This is a genomic window from Sulfurimonas sp. HSL3-7 (assembly GCF_039645985.1).
Classification (GTDB): Bacteria; Campylobacterota; Campylobacteria; order Campylobacterales; family Sulfurimonadaceae; genus Sulfonitrofixus; species Sulfonitrofixus jiaomeiensis.
Genome location: NZ_CP147919.1, coordinates 510,678 through 530,241, shown reverse-complemented (window position 1 = coordinate 530,241; position 19,564 = coordinate 510,678). Strand labels below are relative to the sequence as shown.

The 19,564-nt window shown below is 51.2% G+C and carries 23 protein-coding genes; 7 read left to right on the top strand and 16 right to left on the bottom strand.

What is annotated here, in order from left to right; translation table 11 throughout:
• Positions 1-5: 5 nt before the first annotated feature.
• Complete coding sequence (locus tag WCY20_RS02680; protein ID WP_345976780.1) at positions 6-1,355, bottom strand: hypothetical protein; 1,350 nt, start codon at positions 1,353-1,355, stop codon at positions 6-8.
• A gap of 75 nt (positions 1,356-1,430) precedes the next feature.
• Here WCY20_RS02680 and WCY20_RS02675 point away from each other — a divergent pair, with 75 nt between their 5' ends.
• Complete coding sequence (locus WCY20_RS02675; RefSeq protein ID WP_345976779.1) at positions 1,431-1,694, top strand: SEL1-like repeat protein; 264 nt, start codon at positions 1,431-1,433, stop codon at positions 1,692-1,694.
• Between the two features lie 354 nt (positions 1,695-2,048).
• On the opposite strand, the gene WCY20_RS02670 is transcribed toward WCY20_RS02675, so the two are convergent.
• Together WCY20_RS02670 and WCY20_RS02665 are read right to left on the bottom strand one after the other, a co-directional pair.
• Entirely contained in the window at positions 2,049-2,798 is a 750-nt protein-coding gene (locus tag WCY20_RS02670) for an exonuclease domain-containing protein (protein ID WP_345976778.1), read from the bottom strand.
• Positions 2,799-2,834: 36 nt separating this feature from the next.
• Entirely contained in the window at positions 2,835-3,218 is a 384-nt protein-coding gene (locus WCY20_RS02665; RefSeq protein ID WP_345976777.1) for a hypothetical protein, read from the bottom strand.
• A gap of 126 nt (positions 3,219-3,344) precedes the next feature.
• Between WCY20_RS02665 and WCY20_RS02660 the strand changes: the two genes are divergently transcribed.
• Genes WCY20_RS02660 through WCY20_RS02650 form a run of 3 tightly spaced genes read left to right on the top strand, consistent with a single transcriptional unit; the run spans position 3,345 to position 6,402 of the window.
• A complete protein-coding gene (locus tag WCY20_RS02660; protein WP_345976776.1) occupies positions 3,345-3,989 on the top strand; it encodes a peptidoglycan recognition family protein in 645 nt (214 codons plus the stop codon).
• The gene (locus WCY20_RS02655) at positions 3,986-5,116 is read left to right on the top strand and encodes a DUF819 family protein (RefSeq protein WP_345976775.1); all 1,131 of its coding nucleotides are present in this window, start codon (positions 3,986-3,988) and stop codon (positions 5,114-5,116) included. Before WCY20_RS02660 ends, WCY20_RS02655 begins: the two co-directional genes overlap by 4 nt.
• Positions 5,113-6,402, top strand: a complete 1,290-nt coding sequence (locus tag WCY20_RS02650) for an enolase C-terminal domain-like protein (protein WP_345976774.1) — start codon at positions 5,113-5,115, stop codon at positions 6,400-6,402. The genes WCY20_RS02655 and WCY20_RS02650 overlap by 4 nt, the downstream gene beginning before the upstream one ends.
• A gap of 3 nt (positions 6,403-6,405) precedes the next feature.
• Here WCY20_RS02650 and WCY20_RS02645 read toward each other — a convergent pair whose 3' ends face one another.
• The 11 genes from WCY20_RS02645 to WCY20_RS02595 form a co-directional block, all read right to left on the bottom strand.
• Positions 6,406-6,669 (bottom strand): hypothetical protein, encoded by a 264-nt coding sequence (locus WCY20_RS02645; RefSeq protein ID WP_345976773.1) that lies wholly within the window; start codon positions 6,667-6,669, stop codon positions 6,406-6,408.
• A 34-nt stretch (positions 6,670-6,703) separates the two neighbouring features.
• Positions 6,704-7,096 carry a thioredoxin family protein gene (locus WCY20_RS02640; protein WP_345976772.1) on the bottom strand — a complete coding sequence of 131 codons (393 nt, stop codon included), beginning with the start codon at positions 7,094-7,096 and terminating at the stop codon, positions 6,704-6,706.
• A 77-nt stretch (positions 7,097-7,173) separates the two neighbouring features.
• Entirely contained in the window at positions 7,174-7,692 is a 519-nt protein-coding gene (locus WCY20_RS02635; RefSeq protein WP_345976770.1) for a YceI family protein, read from the bottom strand.
• A gap of 157 nt (positions 7,693-7,849) precedes the next feature.
• Complete coding sequence (locus WCY20_RS02630) at positions 7,850-8,296, bottom strand: globin (protein ID WP_345976769.1); 447 nt, start codon at positions 8,294-8,296, stop codon at positions 7,850-7,852.
• Positions 8,297-8,402: 106 nt separating this feature from the next.
• Complete coding sequence (locus tag WCY20_RS02625) at positions 8,403-8,768, bottom strand: hypothetical protein (protein ID WP_345976767.1); 366 nt, start codon at positions 8,766-8,768, stop codon at positions 8,403-8,405.
• On the bottom strand, positions 8,761-12,003 hold the full coding sequence (locus tag WCY20_RS02620; RefSeq protein ID WP_345978209.1) for an efflux RND transporter permease subunit: 3,243 nt from the start codon (positions 12,001-12,003) through the stop codon (positions 8,761-8,763). The genes WCY20_RS02625 and WCY20_RS02620 overlap by 8 nt, the downstream gene beginning before the upstream one ends.
• Before the next feature lie 16 nt (positions 12,004-12,019).
• Complete coding sequence (locus WCY20_RS02615; RefSeq protein ID WP_345976765.1) at positions 12,020-13,015, bottom strand: efflux RND transporter periplasmic adaptor subunit; 996 nt, start codon at positions 13,013-13,015, stop codon at positions 12,020-12,022.
• A complete protein-coding gene (locus WCY20_RS02610) occupies positions 13,012-14,205 on the bottom strand; it encodes a TolC family protein (RefSeq protein ID WP_345976764.1) in 1,194 nt (397 codons plus the stop codon). The genes WCY20_RS02615 and WCY20_RS02610 overlap by 4 nt, the downstream gene beginning before the upstream one ends.
• Positions 14,206-14,213: 8 nt before the next feature.
• Entirely contained in the window at positions 14,214-14,600 is a 387-nt protein-coding gene (locus tag WCY20_RS02605) for a FixH family protein (RefSeq protein ID WP_345976762.1), read from the bottom strand.
• Between the two features lie 134 nt (positions 14,601-14,734).
• Entirely contained in the window at positions 14,735-15,016 is a 282-nt protein-coding gene (locus WCY20_RS02600; protein WP_345978207.1) for a heavy metal-binding domain-containing protein, read from the bottom strand.
• 62 nt (positions 15,017-15,078) lie between these two features.
• Positions 15,079-15,264, bottom strand: coding sequence for an SHOCT domain-containing protein (locus tag WCY20_RS02595; protein ID WP_345976760.1), 186 nt, complete (start codon positions 15,262-15,264; stop codon positions 15,079-15,081).
• 176 nt (positions 15,265-15,440) lie between these two features.
• Between WCY20_RS02595 and WCY20_RS02590 the strand changes: the two genes are divergently transcribed.
• The 3 genes from WCY20_RS02590 to WCY20_RS02580 are packed head-to-tail and all read left to right on the top strand — an operon-like array spanning position 15,441 to position 17,547.
• Positions 15,441-15,728, top strand: coding sequence for a heavy-metal-associated domain-containing protein (locus WCY20_RS02590; protein ID WP_345976758.1), 288 nt, complete (start codon positions 15,441-15,443; stop codon positions 15,726-15,728).
• A 30-nt stretch (positions 15,729-15,758) separates the two neighbouring features.
• A complete protein-coding gene (locus tag WCY20_RS02585; protein WP_345976756.1) occupies positions 15,759-16,406 on the top strand; it encodes a response regulator transcription factor in 648 nt (215 codons plus the stop codon).
• On the top strand, positions 16,399-17,547 hold the full coding sequence (locus WCY20_RS02580) for a HAMP domain-containing sensor histidine kinase (protein WP_345976755.1): 1,149 nt from the start codon (positions 16,399-16,401) through the stop codon (positions 17,545-17,547). Before WCY20_RS02585 ends, WCY20_RS02580 begins: the two co-directional genes overlap by 8 nt.
• A 10-nt stretch (positions 17,548-17,557) precedes the next feature.
• On the opposite strand, the gene WCY20_RS02575 is transcribed toward WCY20_RS02580, so the two are convergent.
• Positions 17,558-18,184 carry a hypothetical protein gene (locus tag WCY20_RS02575; RefSeq protein ID WP_345976753.1) on the bottom strand — a complete coding sequence of 209 codons (627 nt, stop codon included), beginning with the start codon at positions 18,182-18,184 and terminating at the stop codon, positions 17,558-17,560.
• An 83-nt stretch (positions 18,185-18,267) separates the two neighbouring features.
• On the bottom strand, positions 18,268-19,440 hold the full coding sequence (locus tag WCY20_RS02570) for a glycerol-3-phosphate dehydrogenase/oxidase (RefSeq protein WP_345976751.1): 1,173 nt from the start codon (positions 19,438-19,440) through the stop codon (positions 18,268-18,270).
• Between the last annotated feature and the right edge of the window lie 124 nt (positions 19,441-19,564).

The following is a 19,564-nucleotide window of genomic DNA, read 5'->3' as shown; positions in this document are numbered from 1 at the left end:
TCCTTTTAGACATCCCAGCCGATATTATCGCGCTGGATATGTTTTCCGAAACTCGGATTCTCTTTGACGGCGCGTTCCAGCCGCCTGTCGAGCTGGAACTGATAGAGCAGTCCGACAGGCGTTGAAGGGTTTTTAGCCAACGCGAGCAGGACTTCTACATCTTCTGATTGGGCAAGCTGGTTTAAGATGGCAACATCGGTTTTGGCATTGGCGGCGATATCGGCACCGAGACGTTCTGCATCTTCTTCGAAAAGCGCTTTCAGTGTCTCCTGCGGCATCTGTGGATTCGCTATCAGCCTGCGCAGTACATCGACCTTCTTACTCTCCAGAAGGGCGTTAAAAACAGAGTCGTCGATCTTTGCATTGCCGGCAAGAGCAACCTGAACATCTTCATCTTCGCCCAGCAGCTCTTTTTGCATCGCCGGGGTCAGGGTCGGGTTTTGCGCCAACTCCAGTGCGTACTCTTCAGCAAGATGGCGATACAGCGCATCGTCCAGAGCAATATGCTTGGCAATGTTCTCCGGAAACATCGCCAGCAGGATCTCCGCGATCTCATGTTCGATCGAGGTGTTCAACGAGAGTGCCTCATTGATGACCGCTTTGTTAAGGTTGAGAAGATACTGCTGCAGCTGCAGGTCAAGATCATGGCGCATGGCAATGAGTATCTGTATCGCGTCACTCCCCTTTTTGAGCCACTGTTTCAACACCTTTGTGGACGTGGCCGGATGCAGTGCGATCGTATTGAGTATCTTCCGTGTCGAGTTATCGCACCCCTCTTTGAGTGCATTCTGCAGCGGTGCCAGCAGAGCGATCGTCTCGGTCAACCCGGGATCACTGCTTTGGTGGAGCAGGTGCATGATCCCCATATTGGCGTACTGGACATTGTGATTGCGTTCGATGTTCTCATAAAAGCGGCTGATCAGCGCGGCAGTGATATCGCGGTTGTCATCGCTTTCAAAAAAGCCGAGACCTTCCCAGTTGTAGAGTTTTAGAAGACGCAAAAAAAACGCGTTGGAGATATAAGGGTTTTGCAGGTACCCCATCAGGCGGTTGCGGTCACCACTGAGCTTGAGGCTCATCAGAAGCTTATCGGCATCGATGCTGGCACACAACCATTTTTCCAGGTCGGCGATCTCGATCATCGGTGCGACTCTCTCTTCATAGAGTTTATCGAGCTGATCCTGTTCTATCGGATTAACCAGGCGCCCTTCAACAATCAGGGCGACATCCGCCGTGCTATCATTGACAATGCGGATATTGTGGTTTCGAAGCTGCATCGTAAACTCATCCGCACTCAATGCCCTGGTTTTGCCGAAAAGCATAATGTTCTTATTCTCTAACGCATCAAAATTCATGATGTTATTATAATCATATTGGGCTAATGCCTTTGAGTTAGCTATAATTTCACAAGATTTTCTAAAGGATATGAGATGGAAAAGAGTGTCGCAAACGGCATCGCCCTCTATAACGACGATAAATTTGAAGAAGCATATGAGATGCTCTATCCCTTTGGCGCCTTTCAGCGCAACGCCGAGGCGCAATACTATCTCGGTCTGATGTGTCACGACGGCGAAGGGGTTGAGAAAGACATCGAGCAGGCCGCAAAATGGTGGACGATGGCACGCCGCGAAGGGCACCGCGACGCCGCCTATGCCTTGAGCGAGATCCAGATCTCTACAAAAAACCTGTTTTAAACACCGCTAGTCTTTCTAAATCTGTCTGCCTTTAAAAAAGCAGACAGAATCCAACATTTTTTTCACATTTCATATGGCTACAATTGCTTTCAGAAAAGGAAGTACTTTGCACCGTTCGGTAACAAATCTCGGCATTTTGTTATCGACAATACTCATATTTATGCTGAGTGGCAGTATTATCCTGTTTTTTGCCAATGAGACGGACAACCTCATCGTTTTTGGGCTCGGAACCGTTTTCTTATTGCTCCTGTTGACCCTGGCAGTTTTTCTTCTCTTCGATCTTTACATCGCCTGCAAAAAAAGATCACACTAAAAAAAATTAAACCAATTCACAAACCCGTACGATTTGAATAATCAATACCCTTCCAGTACTTTTCGTATCGTATAGCGTACATCTTCATCAAGATTTTGCATATTCTCCATCATCCAGCGTAGATACCCTGCATCTTCCTGTGCAAGTTCCTGGATTGTCTTGCCTTTGTGTTTTCCAAAACGCATCGGTTTGGTAATAAAGACCGGCTCTTTGGTCAGCGCGACCATCTTTTCAACGGCGTTCATACCGGGAAACTGTTTTTCAACGGCCTCGCGAAGCTTGGAAAGCAGGAGTTTCAAAAAGAGGACATCGCCCAGGGCATCATGCGCTTTGAGTTCGATACCCAGTTTTGCCGCTTCAGACTCCTCCTCTTTGTAGAGCTCCAATGCATAGCGAAAATATTGCAGACGGTGATACTCCGAGTCCGGGAAGACATGTTTGGCCACACGAAGCGTATCGATCAACTTCATCTCCAGCGCAAATCCCTCTTTTTCAAGCATGCCGATATCAAACGGGGCGTTATGGATGATCATGTAGTTTTCCGGACTGTTCAGCTCGATCAGACGCTGATAGGCTCTTATCTCGATGCAGAGGGGTTTGCCTTCGATCATCTCAGGTGTGATGTTATGCACCTCCATGGCACCGATCTCTATCGGCACCTCGCTGGAACAGAGCTCATTATGAATCTCTGTCGGCTTTCCCGGGTCCAACACCATATAGCCCAATTGAATCACACGGTCTTTTTCACCCGCCCCCGTCGTCTCAGTATCTAAAATAATATATTTTGCCATCCACCGGCCTTCAAAAAAAGTATCTGCGATTATAGATTATTGGAAATTAATGTAAGGTTCGACTTCCACAGCTTTCATCACCTCGATGAACATCGGATCGATCTCAATATCGACATACTCATCGCCATTCTCAAGAGTAAACGCATAGCTGATAAAACTGATCACCTGCCACTTGATCTTTTTTCGGTTATATGTGAAGTCTTTGACGGCTACCGGTTCAGTCAACTCTTCAAGAAGCGCGGTCAGATAGACTTTGCACTCTTCTGCATCCGGCTTGTTAAAAAGCTTGCACAAGGCATTCATCGAGATATAGACATACGGTTCTCTCTGTTGTAGCGATGTATAATAGATCCTGTTTGCCAACTTGACAGCATCCTCGCTCGGATGTTTCTTGAGTAATCGTTTTTTTATCTCGGACATTTCAACAGACTCCTTCATCCCCCTATTGTGGATCTCTACAATCCATGATGGCACTTTAAACGTTTAGCAAATTATATTCCATTTTTGTTAACCGTTTTGATAGCTGCTACGCTATATAATGGGCGCATGATTAAATCACTACTGCTCATTCTTACATTTTTCACAACAGGCTATGCGCTTGAGATCATCCAGAAACCGATCCGTTTCAGCGAGCATCGCAAGCAGCTCACCTTAGAGTATATCCAAACACATTACGGATTCTCTCCCGCCGATATCACTATTGTCCCGCGTATGATCGTCATTCATTATACGGCGATCCCGACACTGAAGGGCTCCTTCGACGCTTTTGACAATGAAGAGCTGCCTGCAAGCCGAAGCGATATCTCGGGTAAACACACGACAGTAAATGTCGCAGTCCCCTACCTGGTCGACCGTGACGGCACCATCTATCAGCTCATGCCTGAGAACTGGATGGGACGCCATGTCATCGGGCTGAACTACAGCAGCATCGGCATCGAAAATGTGGGTAACCTCGGTGATTTGACCCCGAAACAGCTGCAGGCAAACATCGCCCTCATCGATCACCTCACAAAAACATACAGCAGCATCGAATACCTCATCGGCCACTCCGAATACCGCTGTTTTGAAAAGAGTCCTCTCTGGCTTGAAAAAGACCGAAGCTACCGTACAGAGAAAGAGGATCCGGGCGAGAAGTTCATGCTAGACCTTCGAATCACCCTGCCTGCGCTCAAACAAGCACCCTGCCCATGATCGCCACGCCGCTCTTTTATCTGTTAAGTCTTGCCCTGCTTGCCGGCATGCTCGGCGCTCTGGAAAAAGTCAGCAGATACAGGGTTTTTACCTTTCTGCCGGCTGTCGTTCTCATCTATGCCGCTGCGATGCTTTTGGCGCAGTTGGGCCTGTGGCAGGAAAATGAAACGATACACGCAAGCTATAAAAGCGTCAAAACAGTGCTGCTGCCGGCCATGCTTTTTGTGATGCTCCTGCAGATCGATCTCAAAGCCTTTGCCGGACTCGGAAGATCCCTCATCATCGCCTATGTGGCTTCCGTACTCTCGCTCTCTTTTGCTTTTGTCGCGCTGTTCTGGCTCTTTTCTCTGGACAACGACGCTGCCGGCGTCTTTGCCACGCTGGCCGGAAGCTGGACGGGCGGTACCGCCAACATGCTGGCCGTTGCCGGCGCACTCGGTGTCCGTGAAGAGCTGATGGGGTATGCGCTGATCGTCGACTCCATCGACTACACCGTCTGGGTGATGACCCTGCTCTTTCTGGTCGCCTTTGCCCCTGCTTTCAACCGCTGGACAAACGCGCCCCTCCGATTCAAGAGTGTCGATACAGAGCAGGAGAGCAAAAAGATCAAACCATGGCCTCTTGTGCTGCTTTTTGCCTTCTCGCTCCTCATCGCCTACCTCGGAAACATGCTCGCTTCGTTTCCGATCGGCCTCTCTCAAACCACCTGGAGTGTTCTCTTTGCCACACTTTTTGGCGTGATAGCTTCACGTACACCGCTCAGGGATATAGCAGGTTCGCCTCTGCTCGCCGGTGCTATGCTGATGTTCCTGATCGCACTTATCGGTTCACAGGCCCACCTCCGCGGGTTCGAGGCGGTGCCGCTCTACCTGGGCATAGGGCTGCTGATATTGCTGCTGCACGCAGCAATCATGGTCATCGCCGCGAAACTGTTCAAACTTGACCTTTTCAGCATAGGGGTCGCCTCCCTGGCCAATATCGGCGGGGTCGCCTCGGCGCCCATACTGGCCGCTGCCTATCACCGCTCCCTCATCGGTATCGCAGTACTGATGGCGATCATGGGCTACCTCATCGGTACCTTTGCCGGACTGGCGATCGGCTACATCCTGCAAGGTATCGCCGGATGATCATTACGCATATTACGCTTGAGATCGAAAAGATCCCGCTGCGCACTCCGTTTATCACCGCCCTTCGCAGAGTGGACGATGTTGAGAACATCCGTATTGCTATTCACACCGACACCCCGAACATCGGCTACGGTGCAGCGCCTGCCACCAAGGCGATAACGGGCGAAGGCCTCAAAACGATTGCGCATACCATCAAAAAGAGCATCGCGCCAAAGCTTGTCGGAGAGACTTTTGAGCTGACCGGACTGCTCAAGCTTCTGCACACCTGCTGTAAAGGCAACAGCAGTGCCAAAGCGGCCGTTGACATGGCGCTGTACGACCTCGCCGCTGTTTCAGACAACAGCTCCCTTGTTGCGTTTCTGGGGGCATCACCGAAACCGCTTCAGAGCGCCGTGACGATCAGCCTGAAATCGCCGCAGGAGATGGCCGACGATGCCAGAGAGGCCTATGGACGCGGCTTTGACATCCTCAAAGTAAAAGTCGGCGGAAGAGACGGCCTCGATATAGCACGCATCGAAACTGTTAGAGAAGCCGTACCCGAAGCGCGTCTGCTGATCGATGCCAACCAGGCGTGGGACGTTGACGAATCGCTGCATATCATCAAGGCGATCGCGCCGCTGAACATCGAGCTGATCGAGCAGCCGGTGGTCGGCAGTGATATTGAAGGTTTGCGACAGATCACCGAGAAAAGTCCCATTGCGATATTGGCCGATGAGGCGGTCTTTACACTGGAAGATGCCAAAAAGGTCGTCGAGAACAGAGCGGCTGATCTCATCAACATCAAACTGATGAAGTGCGGGGGAATATCCAGGGCGATCGAGATCATCGAGTACTGCCGTAAAAACGGAGTCAAATGCATGATGGGATCGATGCTGGAGGGGCCGACCTCCATCGCCCTGACCGCCCAGCTGGTGATGGCTTACAGCGACGCCTTCAGCCATATCGACCTCGACAGTCCGCTGCTTTACAAAAAGATCCCGACAGGGACAGGCCTGCAATTTTTCAACAACACCATCACGCTTGAAGAGGATGATATTTACAGCCTGTATATCCTGCAGTGTTCCGACAACAGCTTCTACACCGGCATTGCCAAAGAGCTGGACAAGCGCCTGGACGAGCACAACAACTCGCCGAAAGGTGCCAAGTACACCAAGGCAAGACGTCCCGTTAAAGTCGTTTATGAGGAGAAACACCGCTCAAAAAGCAGTGCTTTGAAAAGAGAGTTGGAAATTAAGAAGATGTCGCGTTCGCAGAAAGAGAGGCTGATCTCGCTGCAGCAGAGGTAAAGACTACGCTTCGCCTTCAGAACGCATTTCGTCGATCTCGGCGATGATCTCGCCCGCTTCCTCTTCATCGATCTCGCCCGCTTCCGCCTCTTCGAGCATCACTTTGAAATCGGTCTTGAGTTCCTGAAGCTCTGCCAGCTCCTTTTTCACATCATCGGTTGCCGTTTTGGTATCGTTGATCAGCTCAAACAGCCCGTCTATGACGTCTTCGATCTCGGGGATAATATCGTTTTTAAGCAGGTCGATCAGATCTTCTACATTTGTCATGTTGTTTCCTATTGTTTGATGGACGTATTTTAGCCTATTTTTTCGAGTGTTCGACCTCTTGAAGTTTTTTCAGAAAGCTTTTGGCATCAGCGCCGCCGACCATCATGCGCCCGATCTGCTTGCCGTCAGAATCCAAAAAGTAGTACGTTGGCGTGGCAAAAACCTTGAAACCCTTTCTTGAATCATATTCGGTATCGATCTCAACAGGGACAAAAAAGGAGTTGACATAATTGGAGACTTCGGGGTCGGTATAGACCTCTTTTTTCATCTTGTTACAGGCATTACACTCTTCACGTGAAAACATGATCAGGACTTTTTTGTTCTCCTCTTTTGCCTGCTTGAGTGCTTCCGTGTAATCCTCTGCCCAATCAAGATCGGCAAACAGCGATGTGCTGACAAGCAATATAGACATCAATAGTTTTATCATACATTCTCCTTCTCAATAGGGAAGATTATACCCGAAGATGTGCGCTAATCCTAGAGAGGCAGAGATTTACCCGAAATTCAGTGCGCTACCAGCCTTGCTACTACATTGATATTATCTTTGATGATCGCGCTCATAAAGCTGTTATCGATATCGAACGCTGTACGGTCGACTACGCCGGTGAGTTTGATTGTGACCCCATCATCACCTACTTCGATCTTTTTAATCTTGAAATTGAGTGTTTTCGTAATATCTTTGATCGTTACATCGGCAATAACGTTCTTCTGCGTTACCGCTTTTGAACGAAAGGTGATGGTATGAAACTTCACCTCATAAAAAAAGTCACTGCTCAGAAGATGGTCGTCACGCCTGGCATTGCCGGTATTGATAGAAATAACGGCGACCTCACCGTTAATGGCCGTGACCTTCCCCTCTTCTACGGTGATCGTACCGCCAAAACTGCTAAAGTTACCATCCACACTGGCAAAAAAGAACTCTGTCGCCGTAAAATCGATAGACGAACGCTTTGTATCCACTGTCAGCTCATTACCTAAGGCTATTATTGCCGTGAACAGCAATACTGCTATCATTCTCATCATCTCCCCTTTTTCACACTTATCTATACCTTAGCTTGCCATATTGTATCTGTAACATTAACATAAGGTTCAGCACTACTGAAATTTTATAAGTTTTTGATAGATAAAGCGAGAGGGTCCGTGCAGCGTCCGAAAGAAGGCCCCGCTGCCACGGCATATATTATTTGCTTGGGGTATTGACCATCCATTTGGAGTGGGTATCCAGATAGTCCCAGAAAGACTGGATATACTCGGGGGTGATCCCCTCTTTTTCAAGCTCGGGCAGCAGTTTGGCGTAGAGGCTCAGCCAGGTGCGGCGGCCATGTTCGTCAATACGGAACGGTGCATGGCGCCCCACCATGCGCGCTTCGCCCCTTGTCTGTTCGAAATAGTTCGGCCCGCCGCAGATCTGGATCAGGAAATCGGCCGCATGTTTTTGCGCTTCGGCGAAATCCTCATCATCCACCGGAAAAAGAAAGGCGATATCACTCTCGCGTATCAGGTCATAGTGTGCATTGACCAACTCTCTGAAACGCTCTTCGCCCACCTCGTAAAAAAAGCCCGGATGCGGTTTCGTCACAGGCGGAAATTCCCCGAGTTTGCCCTCGGAAATCGTTAGATCCAACATCAAAATCCTTCTCATAGTAATCTATACATTGTAGTTTAACCAAACTAAACAGTGTATTAAAAGGTGCTCCTTATAATTTTGATAAGAAGAGATGTGTCAATGTGCTTCAGCCACCGCTGCATTTGCCGGCACCGCATCTCATCGGCTTCCCGTCATTCATGACACCGCACTTTGTGCTCAATCTCCCCGTCTCCGGGTCACGCACGCAGTCATAAAGCGCCTTGGTGTTTTGCGCTTTTGTGACGCAGTCGCGCCGGCTGTCCTCTTCTCGCATCTGCGAGAGGATATTCATCCTCTTTTTCGCCAGTGCGCTGTTTCCCTCAGGCATATTGGCCCCGCACTTGCCGGCACCGCACTTCATAATGCTGCCGGCCGCAGCACTGTTTTTGGACCTGTCGTCCCGCTCGCTGCAGCCCAGGCCTGCAGCGAGCAATGAGAGCAATAACAGGCTTTTCATCACCCTTTTAATCATCTTCGACCTCCTCTTTTTTTTCTTCTCCTTCGCGCTGCATACGCTTAAGCTGCCACCTACCGTAGATCTCGTAAAGCAGCGGGATAATGACGAGGCTCAGCAGTGCGGAGGAGACGACGCCGCCGATCATCGGTGCGGCGATGCGCTGTGTCACTTCGGAACCGACCCCGGTGTTGTACATGATCGGCAACAGTGCGGCAAGGGTGGCGAAGACCGTCATCAGTTTTGGGCGTACCCGCTGAACAGCACCCTCATAAATGGCGGCTTCGAGATGCTCTACATTGTACGTTTCGCCCCATTTTTCCTGAGCATTTTCGACACTCTCTTTCAGATAGACGATCATGACGATCGCCGTCTCGGCGGCGATACCCAGCAGGGCGAGAAAGCCGACGATAACGGCGATACTCATGTTGAAGTCCAAATAGTCGATATAGAGCAGCCCGCCCATCAGAGCAAACGGCAGGGCAAAGAAGACGATCAGTGTCGGTATGATCTCTTTGAGTGCCAGGTAGATCAACAGCAAAATAAGCAGAAACGTGACCGGCACGATCCAGACGATCTTCGCCATCGCCGACTCAAGATACTCCGACTGCCCCGCCCACTCCAGGTAATACCCCTCAGGCAGTTCGATCGCCTCGACCACACTCTTCGCCTCGTCCTTGTAGGCGGTTGCCGAGATCCCCTCTTTTGGCGTGATGTAGACAAAGGTGACCGGGGTGGCCATCTCGCTTTTCATGACGGAAGCGCTTTCACGGTAATCGACCTTTGCAAAGGTCTCCAGAGGGACAAACCCCAGCTTCGTCTTGATCTGCAGATTGCGGATCGCCCCGACACTTCGGCGTTCCTCCTCCTCAAGGCGCAGTGCTACGCTATAGCGTTCGAGCCCCTTGTACATCGTCGAGATCTGCATACCGCCGATGGCTGCCGACGTGTAAGCCAAAAGAACCGCTTCGCTCAGGCCGTATCGCGCCAGCGCGGCTTTGTCGATATCGATATCGATGTAATACCCGGCACTTGCCCGGTCGGCGACGACCGAAAGGGTCTTGTTGAAATTGCGCAGCCGCTCTTCGATCTCCTTGGAGAGACGCTGCAGCACCTCGGCATCGGCGCCGTAAAGCTTGATCCCCAGCGGGGTGCGGATACCACTGAGCAGCATGTCGATACGCCCTCGGATCGGGTAGGTCCAGGAGTTGACCAGACCCGGCACCCGAAGAGCTGCCTCCATCTCCGCCATCAGCTTTTCATAAGTCATCCCCTCGCGCCATTCGCTCTTCTCTTTAAAGGTAATGATCGTCTCGAGCATTCCCAGCGGCGCCGGGTCGGTCGCCGAGTCAGCCCTGCCGCCCTTGCCGAAAACAGTCTCGACCTCGGGAAAGGAGTTCAGGATCTTGTCCGTTTTCTGGGTCAACGCCCTGCTCTGATCGACACTGATACCAAACGGGGTAACCGGCATGTACATAAAGGTCTCTTCGTTGAGCATCGGCATAAATTCCCAATTGAGATTTTTGTAGAGCGGGTACATGTATCCCAGCGAGACTATCAGCAACACAATCAGAAGGTATTTGATCTTCAGTCCGTAGACAACAATAGGACGGTAGAGCCAGATAAAAAAACGGCTCAACGGGTTTCTGCGCTCTTCAAGGATCCTGCCGCGGACGAAAAAGAGCATCAGCACCGGCACCAGTGTGACCGAGAGCAGCGCCCCGGCACTCATGGCAAAGGTCTTGGTATAGGCCAGCGGCCCGAAGAGCCGCCCTTCCTGTCCTCCCAAAGCGAAGATCGGCAGAAAAGAGACTACGACCAGCGCCAGCGCAAAAAAGATAGGTCTGCCGACGAGCTGAGAGGAGTGCAAAATGACATTGACCCGCTCTTTATCGCTTAATCTGACATCTTCGGGAGTCCTTAAGTGCGGTTCATCTGCACGTGGGCCTTCCGCCGAGGAAAACTCAGCGTTAGCGTAGGCCTGGCGGCTTTGCTGCTTGACCGTTTCAGCTTTATGAATGGACTTGTGGGCATTCTCGATCATCACGATCGTTGCATCCACCATCGCCCCGATCGCGATCGCGATGCCACCGAGACTCATGATGTTCGAACCGATCCCGAATCCTTTCATCAGTAAAAAGGTAAACCCGATGGTCAGCGGCAGAATAATCAACAGGATCAGTGATGAACGCAGGTGCAGCAGGAAGAGGGCGATGATAACCACCACGATGGTGCTCTCTTCGATCAGGGTGCCCCGCAGCGTGCCCACCGCCTTTTCGATCAATCCCGAGCGGTCATAGACCGTGACTACATCGACGCCGTCGACCTTGAGCTCCGCCATCTTCGACTTTATCTTTTTGATGACCGAATAGACATCCTCGCCGTAGCGCACCATCACGATGCCACCGACCACTTCCCCTTCGCCGTTCAGGTCAGCCATACCCCGGCGGTTGGCCGGTACCAGCTCCACCCGGGCGATATCGCCGATGGTAAGCGGCACCCCCTCCGGGGTGGCAACTACGAGGGAGCGGATCTCATCGAGGTCCTTGAGGTAACCCTTGGCCTGCACCATCCACTCGTAACCGTTCTGGATGACGATGCGCCCGCCGGTGTCATCGTTGTTTGCTTTGAGGACCTTGGCGACATCACCGATAGAGAGGTTGTGCATGACCAAAGCGTCACTCTTGACCGTGACCTGATAGGTCGGGACGAAACCGCCGATGCTGGCCACTTCGGAGACTCCGTCCATGCCCAACAGTGCGTATTTGTAATAGTAGTCCTGCAGGGTTCGCAATTCCGCAAGATTTTTGGTCTTGGAGGTCAGTGCATATTCATAGACCCAACCGACGCCCGAAGCGTCGGGTCCGAGGCTCACTTCCAGGCCTGAAGGCAACTGAGACTGCACCGAAGCGAGCTGTTCAAGTACCCGTGAGCGTGCCCAGTAGAGGTCGGTGCCCTCTTTGAAGATGATGTAGATCAGCGCATTGCCGTAGGTCGAGTAACCGCGTACCGTCTCGATATCGGCGATGGAGAGAAACTGTGACACCAGCGGGTAGGTCCCCTGATCCTCTATGATCTCAGGACTCTGTCCCGCCCAGTTGACCTTGACGATGACCTGCGGCGGCGAAAGGTCCGGCAGGGCGTCCAGCGGGGTGTTCTTCATCGCCCAGTATGAGCCGATGACCAAAAAGAGCGTCACCATCAAAACGAGAAAACGGTTTCTGATACTTAACGCTATGAGTTTTTCAATCATCATTTTCTCCTCTTACTTAGTACAAGCCATTGATCTGGGCATCAGAGTCCATCATAAAGAGGGCGTTGTCCACCACCTCATCGCCGGCATCGAGACCGCTTTTTACGATATAGGTATTGTTGTCAAGCGGCTCGACATCGACCGTTTTGGGTTCATACTCACCCTCAAATTCACCCACGCCAAAGACATAGAACTGCCCGTTCTTTCGGATGACCGCTGTGGTCGGCAAAGTGAGATGGGTTTCAGGCGCGCTGCTTGCGGTGATCGTCGCATACATGCCGGGCAACAGATCTGCCTTGGCGTTCATGACCTCCAAACGCAGCGTCGCCGTTGCCTCTTTCGGATCGATGCTGGGGTAGAATTGCATCTTCCTGGCAGAAAAAACACCGTCCGAGCCCACTGCCGTGACACTGAAGTCAGTCAAGTTCCGGTACCCGGCAAGCTCTTTTTGGTAGACCTTTACCTCAACCCAGACCTTCTTAAGATCGACAATGGTAAAGAGCTTTTGTTTGGTGACGAATGCGCCCAGATTGTTGACATTTTTTTCAAAAAGATACCCGCTTGACGGTGCGGTGATGTAGCTGTATTGACCTGCCTTGCCGCTTCTTCTGACCGCAGCGATCTCACTGCCTGCAACGCCCAGCAGCTGCAGTTTCTCTTTGGCGCTCTCTACCATCGCCGCATTGGGACGCTGCTTGTCATAGTTGACCGCATTGATGTAATCCTCTTTGGCCTGCAGAATCTCCGGCGAATAGACCTTTGCCAGCTTTTCGCCTTTGCGCACTTTTTGGTAGCGCTTGTCGGCATACAGCGTGACAATGTAACCGCCGTAACGCGGTACGACATCGTACACACGCGATTCGTCCACCTTTACATAACCGTAATTTTTTCGGCTTTGCGCACTCTTTTGCGCTTTGACTTTCACCGTCTGAACATTGAAGAGCTGTTCAACCGTCGCCTCTTTTGCCATCAGAGGCATCAATAACATCAAAATTATGACTGCTTTTTTCATCGTGTCTCTCCTGTCATCGCATCTAACGAAGCTTCCGTCATGTTAAACCGTACCGTCGCTTTGATGAGTTGCTCATCAAGCGCCAGTTTCTGCTTTAAAAGGTCGATATAGACAAAAAGATCCTGCCCGCTTTTGACCGAGGCGCTGGTCAACTCAAACATATGCTCGATCTGCGGCATGCTCTCGTCATGAATGATCCGATAGATAGCGTACGCATCTTCGAGCTGGGCGTAAAGCCCTCCGAGTTCACCCCGGAGGCGTTGCAGATAGTCCTGGCTCTCCGAAGCTTTCGAGAGCGCCATCTTACGGGCCGCTTCCGTGTTGTCGCTCTCGGTACCGTAGATGGGCAGGGCCATGCCGAAACCGACATTGACATAGTCGTTATACGATTGTCGGTGAAAGTAGCCGACCTGCACAAAAGGGTCGACATTGCCCGAAAGGTCCTGTACTTTTATATCGCTCTGTGCCAGTTGGACTTCGGCACTTTTTGCGCCGTAGCCTCTGTTGTTCGCCAACTTCTGCGTATAGAGTTCCAGCTCTTTCGGGGCCTGGACCTGCAGATCGACCTCGACACTCAAAATCTCCTGTGCTGCGAGGTAGCTGAGTTTCGCGTACAGCATTTTTCGCATACTCTCGTACCGGCTCTTTTTGATCTTTAGCTGCGATAGTGTCAGCTCGGCCGACATGATCCCCATATGGCTGCTGGTACGGGTGGCACTGTAAGCGGTATTGAGTTCGATGTTTTGGCGCGTTACCTCGATGTATTCTCCGATGACCTTCAACTCTTCATCGACTTCCCAAATGCCATAGGACGTCATCTTGATGCGCTCCACCAGTTTCACCTTCGACTCTTCCAGGCTCAAAGCGGTGACCTGCTTCCTCGCGCGTGAGCGTGCCGTCGCGGCGTCACGTTTTCCGAAAGAGGGAAACTTCTGTTTCAGGATGACACTGGTCGTCTGCATCGGTTCAAGCGAACGGTCGGTTATGTCCTCAAACTGAATGTCGTTGATAGCGAAAGCGATCTCGGGGTTGGCAAAGTTACGGGTAGAGGAGATCTGATAATCTTCAGCATAGAGACGCGCTTGTATCGCCTCTAAAGAGGGATGGAAAGCCAACGCATTATCGATGATCACCTCCAACGGTGTGGCACTCAACAACAGGGGCAGAAACATCAAGAGTATCTGTTTCATGATCTATCCTAGATATTGACGGATGTTTTTACCCGTATCCGCTTGCCGGTTTTCGGTGTAATAAGAATATGTATCTGCCATGTTCCGCCCATCGAAAAGTTCACATCGGCTTTGTACTTACCACCGCCAAGGGAGGTCGCGTCAACAACACTCTCCATCGCCGGCATACCCGGCATGGCAGGCATAAAGACTTTCAGGCTGACTGCCGCACCTTCGGAAACCTTGGCATCGAGCGTCAGCATAAGTTCAAGCGTGTTGCTGCCGACGGCCAGAGGCTTTTCTACGCTCATGACAACCTTGGTTGTTCTAAACGTTGCCGTTTTTTCAAAACCTGCTGCATGGAGCAGCCCACCTGTCAACACGGCCATCATAAGAAGTTTGATCAAGGTTTTCACTGTTTCTCCTTCTATAGGGCACTTCTCAAGACCATAACAGACTTCAGAGGTGCCCTTAAATTTATACGAGTATATCGGTACTGTGTGAAGCGTTTGTGAAAGCGCCTAACGAGGTAGAAATCACCCTTTCTTGTTTAGAGTTTTGTCTTTTTCAGACACAAGGCGTTAATGATGACCGACACCGAACTGAAACTCATCGCCGTTGCCGCAATCATCGGCTCAAATCCCATACCGCATTTCGGACAGTTTCCCGGTCTGTCACTCACCACTTCCGGGTGCATCGGACAGATGTATTGCATCTGCACACTTTCAAAATTCTCAACCGCTTTTTCCAGTGCGATACCGCACTTTGGACATGAGCCGGGGCTCTTTTGTCGAACTTCAGGATGCATGGGACAGGTGTAAAATGTTCCTATAACGCCGCATGTACCGTCATCTCAATAGGGGCTTTCTTTGTTAGTCACATTACACCTCCACACTATTTTTCCAAGGCATCCCTCTTTCTTTTATACTCTTCTTCATCGATCTCACCCTTTGCAAACCGTATGTCCAAGATCTCTTTGGCAGAGAGGGTTTCTTTTTTGTTATTGTTTATGAAATACACCAATGCCACAATCAAGAGCAGTGGCAGTGTCCAAACTATCACCATTTCATAACCATGCATCTGCGACTCCTTTTTGGACTTAGTATATCGAGTCATTGTGAGGAGTGTGTGAACAAAACATATTCAGATCACATTCATTTTTTGTAGGGTCCCAAGGTATAATGGACGTTTATAAAATGTCGGCTCACAAACTGTTCACACAGACCCGGCATACTACGCGCCTAAAGGAGTGGGTAATGGAACAGACATTTCAAGTCGAAAACGTCAAGTGCGGCGGGTGTGCCTCGACGCTCAAAAGCAAGCTGAAAGAGCCTTTCGGAGAGGTCGAAGTCAACCTTGAGAAGATGCCGAGAGAGATCACCCTCGACGTCGATGCTGCACAAATCGATGAACTGCGCGCGGCCCTGAGAAAACTGGGTTACCCGATGAGCGATGAGAAACTTAACCTCTTTGACACGACCGCCACCAAAGCCAAAAGCTTCGTCTCCTGCGCCGTCGGACGGATGGACACGCCTTCGGCATAACAGTTTACGCATTTGCCGTTATAATGCCCTATGCACATACTACTCCTCGAAGATGACACTGTTCTGGCCGATATCTTGAAGGACTATCTTCAAGAGCAATATCAGGTAACGCATACCTACAGCATGAAAGAGGCAATGCGTCTTTGTGACGAGAACCGGTACGACCTCTATATCTTCGACATCAACGTTCCCGACGGCGACGGTATTACCCTCTTAAAAGAGCTTCGCGCCTTCCGCGATGAGACCCCGGCTATTTTCATTACCGCTTTTCATGACACAAAGCATCTTACCGAGGCTTTTCAGTCCGGCGGCAACGACTTCATCAAAAAACCGTTTGACCTTGAAGAACTGAACGTCCGCATCGACAACATCAAACGTCATTTCGGTCTGGACATGCAGATCACCCTCTCTGACGACACCGCTTTTGACCCGCAGACCCATACGCTGAACATCGCAGGTGCACTCCATAAACTCAGCGCCAAAGAGAGTGAATGCCTTCACTACCTCTATAAGAACCGCAACAGGGTCGTCAGCTCGGACGAGTTGCTGCAAAATCTCTGGGCCTATGATGAGATTCCCTCTGAAGACACCATCCGCACCCTCATCAAGCAGCTCCGCAAACATATCGGCAAAGAGCACATTATCAACATCAGAGGCGAAGGGTATCGCTATGAATGATCTCGAAAAACGCTCATTTTACTCATTTTTGAGTCTCTACGTCGGCTCCTCTTTTCTCTTTCTGGCACTGGCCGGTTTCTGGTATTACACCGCCCAGAAAAATGCCCTGCAAAACAACAACTATTTCCAGATGCAGCACTACAGCGACAAGGTGAGCGCGGCCATCATCAACGCGCACATGCATGGCGGCGGTCTGCACCTGCCTGCCCCGCCGCAAAAGACAGAGCTCACCCTGGTCTCGACACAGAACGACGTTGTTTACGGTGCACTGCCCCAGGATATTGAGACATTGAAAAATGACTTTTTGCTGCTCGACAACCGTACTATCCTCATCTCCGATGCCCCGCAGGAACACCTCAATATCAGATATGTCATCGTCGAGAGCACGACCTATCCCGAAGAACTCGAAGCGCTGCTGGCCTATCTGCTGCTGGTGATGATCGCTATTTCCCTCGGCATCGTCACTGTCGCATGGGTGCTCTCCAAGATCTTTATGCGTCCCATCCACCAGAAAGTCGAACAGATCGAACAGTTCATCCAGGACATCTCCCACGAACTGAACACCCCCGTCACCGCACTGCAGATGAGCTCAAAACGGGCCCTGCAGAAAGGGATCTATGACGAGAAGATCCTCACCAATATCGTCATCAGCACCAAACAGCTCTACAGCATCTACCGCTCACTGGCCTACCTCAACTTCGCTACCCCAAAAGAGGAGCCAAAAGAGCTTAACCTGCGGCCGATACTGGAGGAGAACATCGCCTACTACGGCGAACTGAGCCGTGCGAAAAAGATCGTCTTCAAAACCGAGTTGAGCGATGCCGCGCTGCGTATCACCGAAGAGAGGGCCGGGCTTCTCTTCTCAAACCTCATCGCCAACGCCATCAAATACTCCATGCCGAACACCACCGTTACGGTCACACTTAAAGAGCACCTCTTCAGCATCAAGGATGAGGGCGTCGGCATCAAAAAAGAGAAACTGGAGACGATCTTCAAGCCCTACGAACGGGGTTCGCAGATCGCCGGCGGTTTCGGGATCGGGCTGAGCATCGTCAAGCAGATCTGCGACGAATTCAAGATCGAGATCACTGTTGAATCGGAGTTAGATAAAGGGAGCTGCTTTACATTGACCTGGCAATAACTGTACCTCGCTATTCGCCACGCTGTTTCTCACCCTCTTTTGCCTTTTCAGGCACATTCACCTTCTCCAGGACCTTCTCAAGCGACCTGACCGTATTCATGATGTTTCCGACGGTCTCGGAGCCGGTAGAGACAATGGCGCGTACTTTCCACAACCCGTACCAGAGCAGGCCGAACAACACGGCGGCGATCACCAGCACCAAGATCAGGATCCTCGTCTCGATGCGGCTAAGCGTCGGGTCGATCAGATCGTTTTTAGACGAACTGAGCACCTCCTCTACATTCACCTTGGCATGGTCCAGAAGCGCATTGATGCCGCCCTGCACCTCTTCAAACTGTTTCGGCAGCGCATCGGCGACCTTGTTGATGGCATCGGCGTTGTTGTTCAAAGCTTTGGTCAGAGCGGTGATGAGCGCATGGTCCTGATCGGTAAAATCCTCTTTGTCGGAGAGCCGTTCGGTCAGTGCAGCGATCTGCTCGGAACTCTTTTGTATGGAAGCAACCGTCTCCTGAACACCCGCGACGGTGATCACCACCTCGATGCGGCTTGTCGCCGTGCTGTTGTGGTCGGCGGCCAGAGCGTCGGCCGAAACCAAAAGTATCAAACTGAAAAACAGAAGCGTGAAACGGTATCCCATAGATCTTCCTTTGATTTATCAAATTTTGCGTTCACGTTCATAACACCTTGAACAAGATTCATATTGGGACAATTCTATCACGTTTAACTTTGTCCGATTTTCAAGGCGTCCCCCTGTTTGGCGACAGCTTGCCTTGATCGTAAAACCTTCGCAACCCGCTTCGCCAGGGAGGGGAAGGTCGTCAGTTTGCCGCCGTAGACATGAAGCACCCTGTTCTGCCCGATGCGGTGGAGATCGAGCTTGTATTCGCGCGACATCCGGGTCGGGTCTTTTGCACTTTTGATGATCGGGCGGGTGCCGATGAAGACCTCTTTGATATCCTTGCTTGTCAGCGCTTTTTTCAGGTAGGCGTTGCTCTCTCTGAGCAGGTACTCGATATCCTCGTTGTTGACCTTTATCTTGTCCACCTCGACCGTTTCGCTGCGTTCCGTCGTGCCGATCAGCGTCGTCGCCTCTTCGGGAATGATGAAAAAGATCCGTTTGGATGCGGTCTCGAGAAAAAGCGGGTCGGGCACCAGCACCCTGTCGATGACGAGGTGGATGCCGCTCAGTTTTTCGATGGTGTAGGATGAGGGGAGCCCGAAACGGGCATTGACCTCGTCCACCCAAGCCCCGGTCGCGTTGACGAGCACCCCGGTCCGGACGGGGCCCCCGTCCAGTTCGATCCTGACCTCTTTATCATCTATCCTGATACTCTTTATCTCGGTATCTTCTACGATCTCCGCGCCACAGGCTTCCGCCTCATCGGCGATCCTGCATGTCAGGGCATAATCGTCTGTCTTGGCGTCGGAGTAGCGGAAGACCGCCTTGAGGTTGTCTGCCTTGAGCAGGTTGAACTGCTGCAGAAAAAGCGCTTTGTCGACCTCCTGCGCCTTCTGGCCGTGCCCCGCAAGAAGAGTGTAGAGCCAAAGACCCAGACGGATCATCCAAACCGGGCGTCGGGAGTGTTTGTAGAGAGGAAGATAGAATTGGCGCAGCCTCACAAGATCGGGGTAGTTCTCCAGGAGATATTTCCGGTCATGCAGGGCCTCTCGGACCAGGGAAAACTCGAAGTTCTCAAGGTAGCGCAGCCCGCCGTGAATAAGCCGCGACGAGTGTGACGATGCCCCGGATGCAATGCGCCTCTTCTCCAGCACCAGCACGCTCTTTCCCTCTTGCGCCAATGCTTTGGCAATCGCCGACCCGTTGATCCCGGCACCCAATACAACGACATCGTATCGGTCCTGCATCTTCCACCTCTTTTGGACAAAACTCATGTATGCCCATTGTAACCAAGATAAGGAGAGATACCATTGAATTATAATTGTACTCACGCAGCGCTATGAGACCTCTCACTATACTTGGAGAGTTGCATCAATATTGATACGGTGCGAAGATGTG

What these genes read in the sequence shown, in the direction of transcription:
- WCY20_RS02590 (WP_345976758.1), top strand. Translation starts at nt 15,441, where the DNA reads ATGGAACAGACATTTCAAGTCGAAAACGTCAAGTGCGGCGGGTGTGCC.
- WCY20_RS02610 (WP_345976764.1), bottom strand. Translation starts at nt 14,205, where the DNA reads ATGAAACAGATACTCTTGATGTTTCTGCCCCTGTTGTTGAGTGCCACA.
- WCY20_RS02620 (WP_345978209.1), bottom strand. Translation starts at nt 12,003, where the DNA reads ATGATTGAAAAACTCATAGCGTTAAGTATCAGAAACCGTTTTCTCGTT.
- WCY20_RS02595 (WP_345976760.1), bottom strand. Translation starts at nt 15,264, where the DNA reads ATGCATGGTTATGAAATGGTGATAGTTTGGACACTGCCACTGCTCTTG.
- WCY20_RS02635 (WP_345976770.1), bottom strand. Translation starts at nt 7,692, where the DNA reads ATGATGAGAATGATAGCAGTATTGCTGTTCACGGCAATAATAGCCTTA.
- WCY20_RS02680 (WP_345976780.1), bottom strand. Translation starts at nt 1,355, where the DNA reads ATGAATTTTGATGCGTTAGAGAATAAGAACATTATGCTTTTCGGCAAA.
- WCY20_RS02585 (WP_345976756.1), top strand. Translation starts at nt 15,759, where the DNA reads ATGCACATACTACTCCTCGAAGATGACACTGTTCTGGCCGATATCTTG.
- WCY20_RS02615 (WP_345976765.1), bottom strand. Translation starts at nt 13,015, where the DNA reads ATGAAAAAAGCAGTCATAATTTTGATGTTATTGATGCCTCTGATGGCA.
- WCY20_RS02575 (WP_345976753.1), bottom strand. Translation starts at nt 18,184, where the DNA reads ATGGGATACCGTTTCACGCTTCTGTTTTTCAGTTTGATACTTTTGGTT.
- WCY20_RS02650 (WP_345976774.1), top strand. Translation starts at nt 5,113, where the DNA reads ATGATCATTACGCATATTACGCTTGAGATCGAAAAGATCCCGCTGCGC.
- WCY20_RS02660 (WP_345976776.1), top strand. Translation starts at nt 3,345, where the DNA reads ATGATTAAATCACTACTGCTCATTCTTACATTTTTCACAACAGGCTAT.
- WCY20_RS02580 (WP_345976755.1), top strand. Translation starts at nt 16,399, where the DNA reads ATGAATGATCTCGAAAAACGCTCATTTTACTCATTTTTGAGTCTCTAC.
- WCY20_RS02675 (WP_345976779.1), top strand. Translation starts at nt 1,431, where the DNA reads ATGGAAAAGAGTGTCGCAAACGGCATCGCCCTCTATAACGACGATAAA.
- WCY20_RS02645 (WP_345976773.1), bottom strand. Translation starts at nt 6,669, where the DNA reads ATGACAAATGTAGAAGATCTGATCGACCTGCTTAAAAACGATATTATC.
- WCY20_RS02640 (WP_345976772.1), bottom strand. Translation starts at nt 7,096, where the DNA reads ATGATAAAACTATTGATGTCTATATTGCTTGTCAGCACATCGCTGTTT.
- WCY20_RS02630 (WP_345976769.1), bottom strand. Translation starts at nt 8,296, where the DNA reads ATGTTGGATCTAACGATTTCCGAGGGCAAACTCGGGGAATTTCCGCCT.
- WCY20_RS02670 (WP_345976778.1), bottom strand. Translation starts at nt 2,798, where the DNA reads ATGGCAAAATATATTATTTTAGATACTGAGACGACGGGGGCGGGTGAA.
- WCY20_RS02625 (WP_345976767.1), bottom strand. Translation starts at nt 8,768, where the DNA reads ATGATTAAAAGGGTGATGAAAAGCCTGTTATTGCTCTCATTGCTCGCT.
- WCY20_RS02655 (WP_345976775.1), top strand. Translation starts at nt 3,986, where the DNA reads ATGATCGCCACGCCGCTCTTTTATCTGTTAAGTCTTGCCCTGCTTGCC.
- WCY20_RS02665 (WP_345976777.1), bottom strand. Translation starts at nt 3,218, where the DNA reads ATGTCCGAGATAAAAAAACGATTACTCAAGAAACATCCGAGCGAGGAT.
- WCY20_RS02570 (WP_345976751.1), bottom strand. Translation starts at nt 19,440, where the DNA reads ATGAGTTTTGTCCAAAAGAGGTGGAAGATGCAGGACCGATACGATGTC.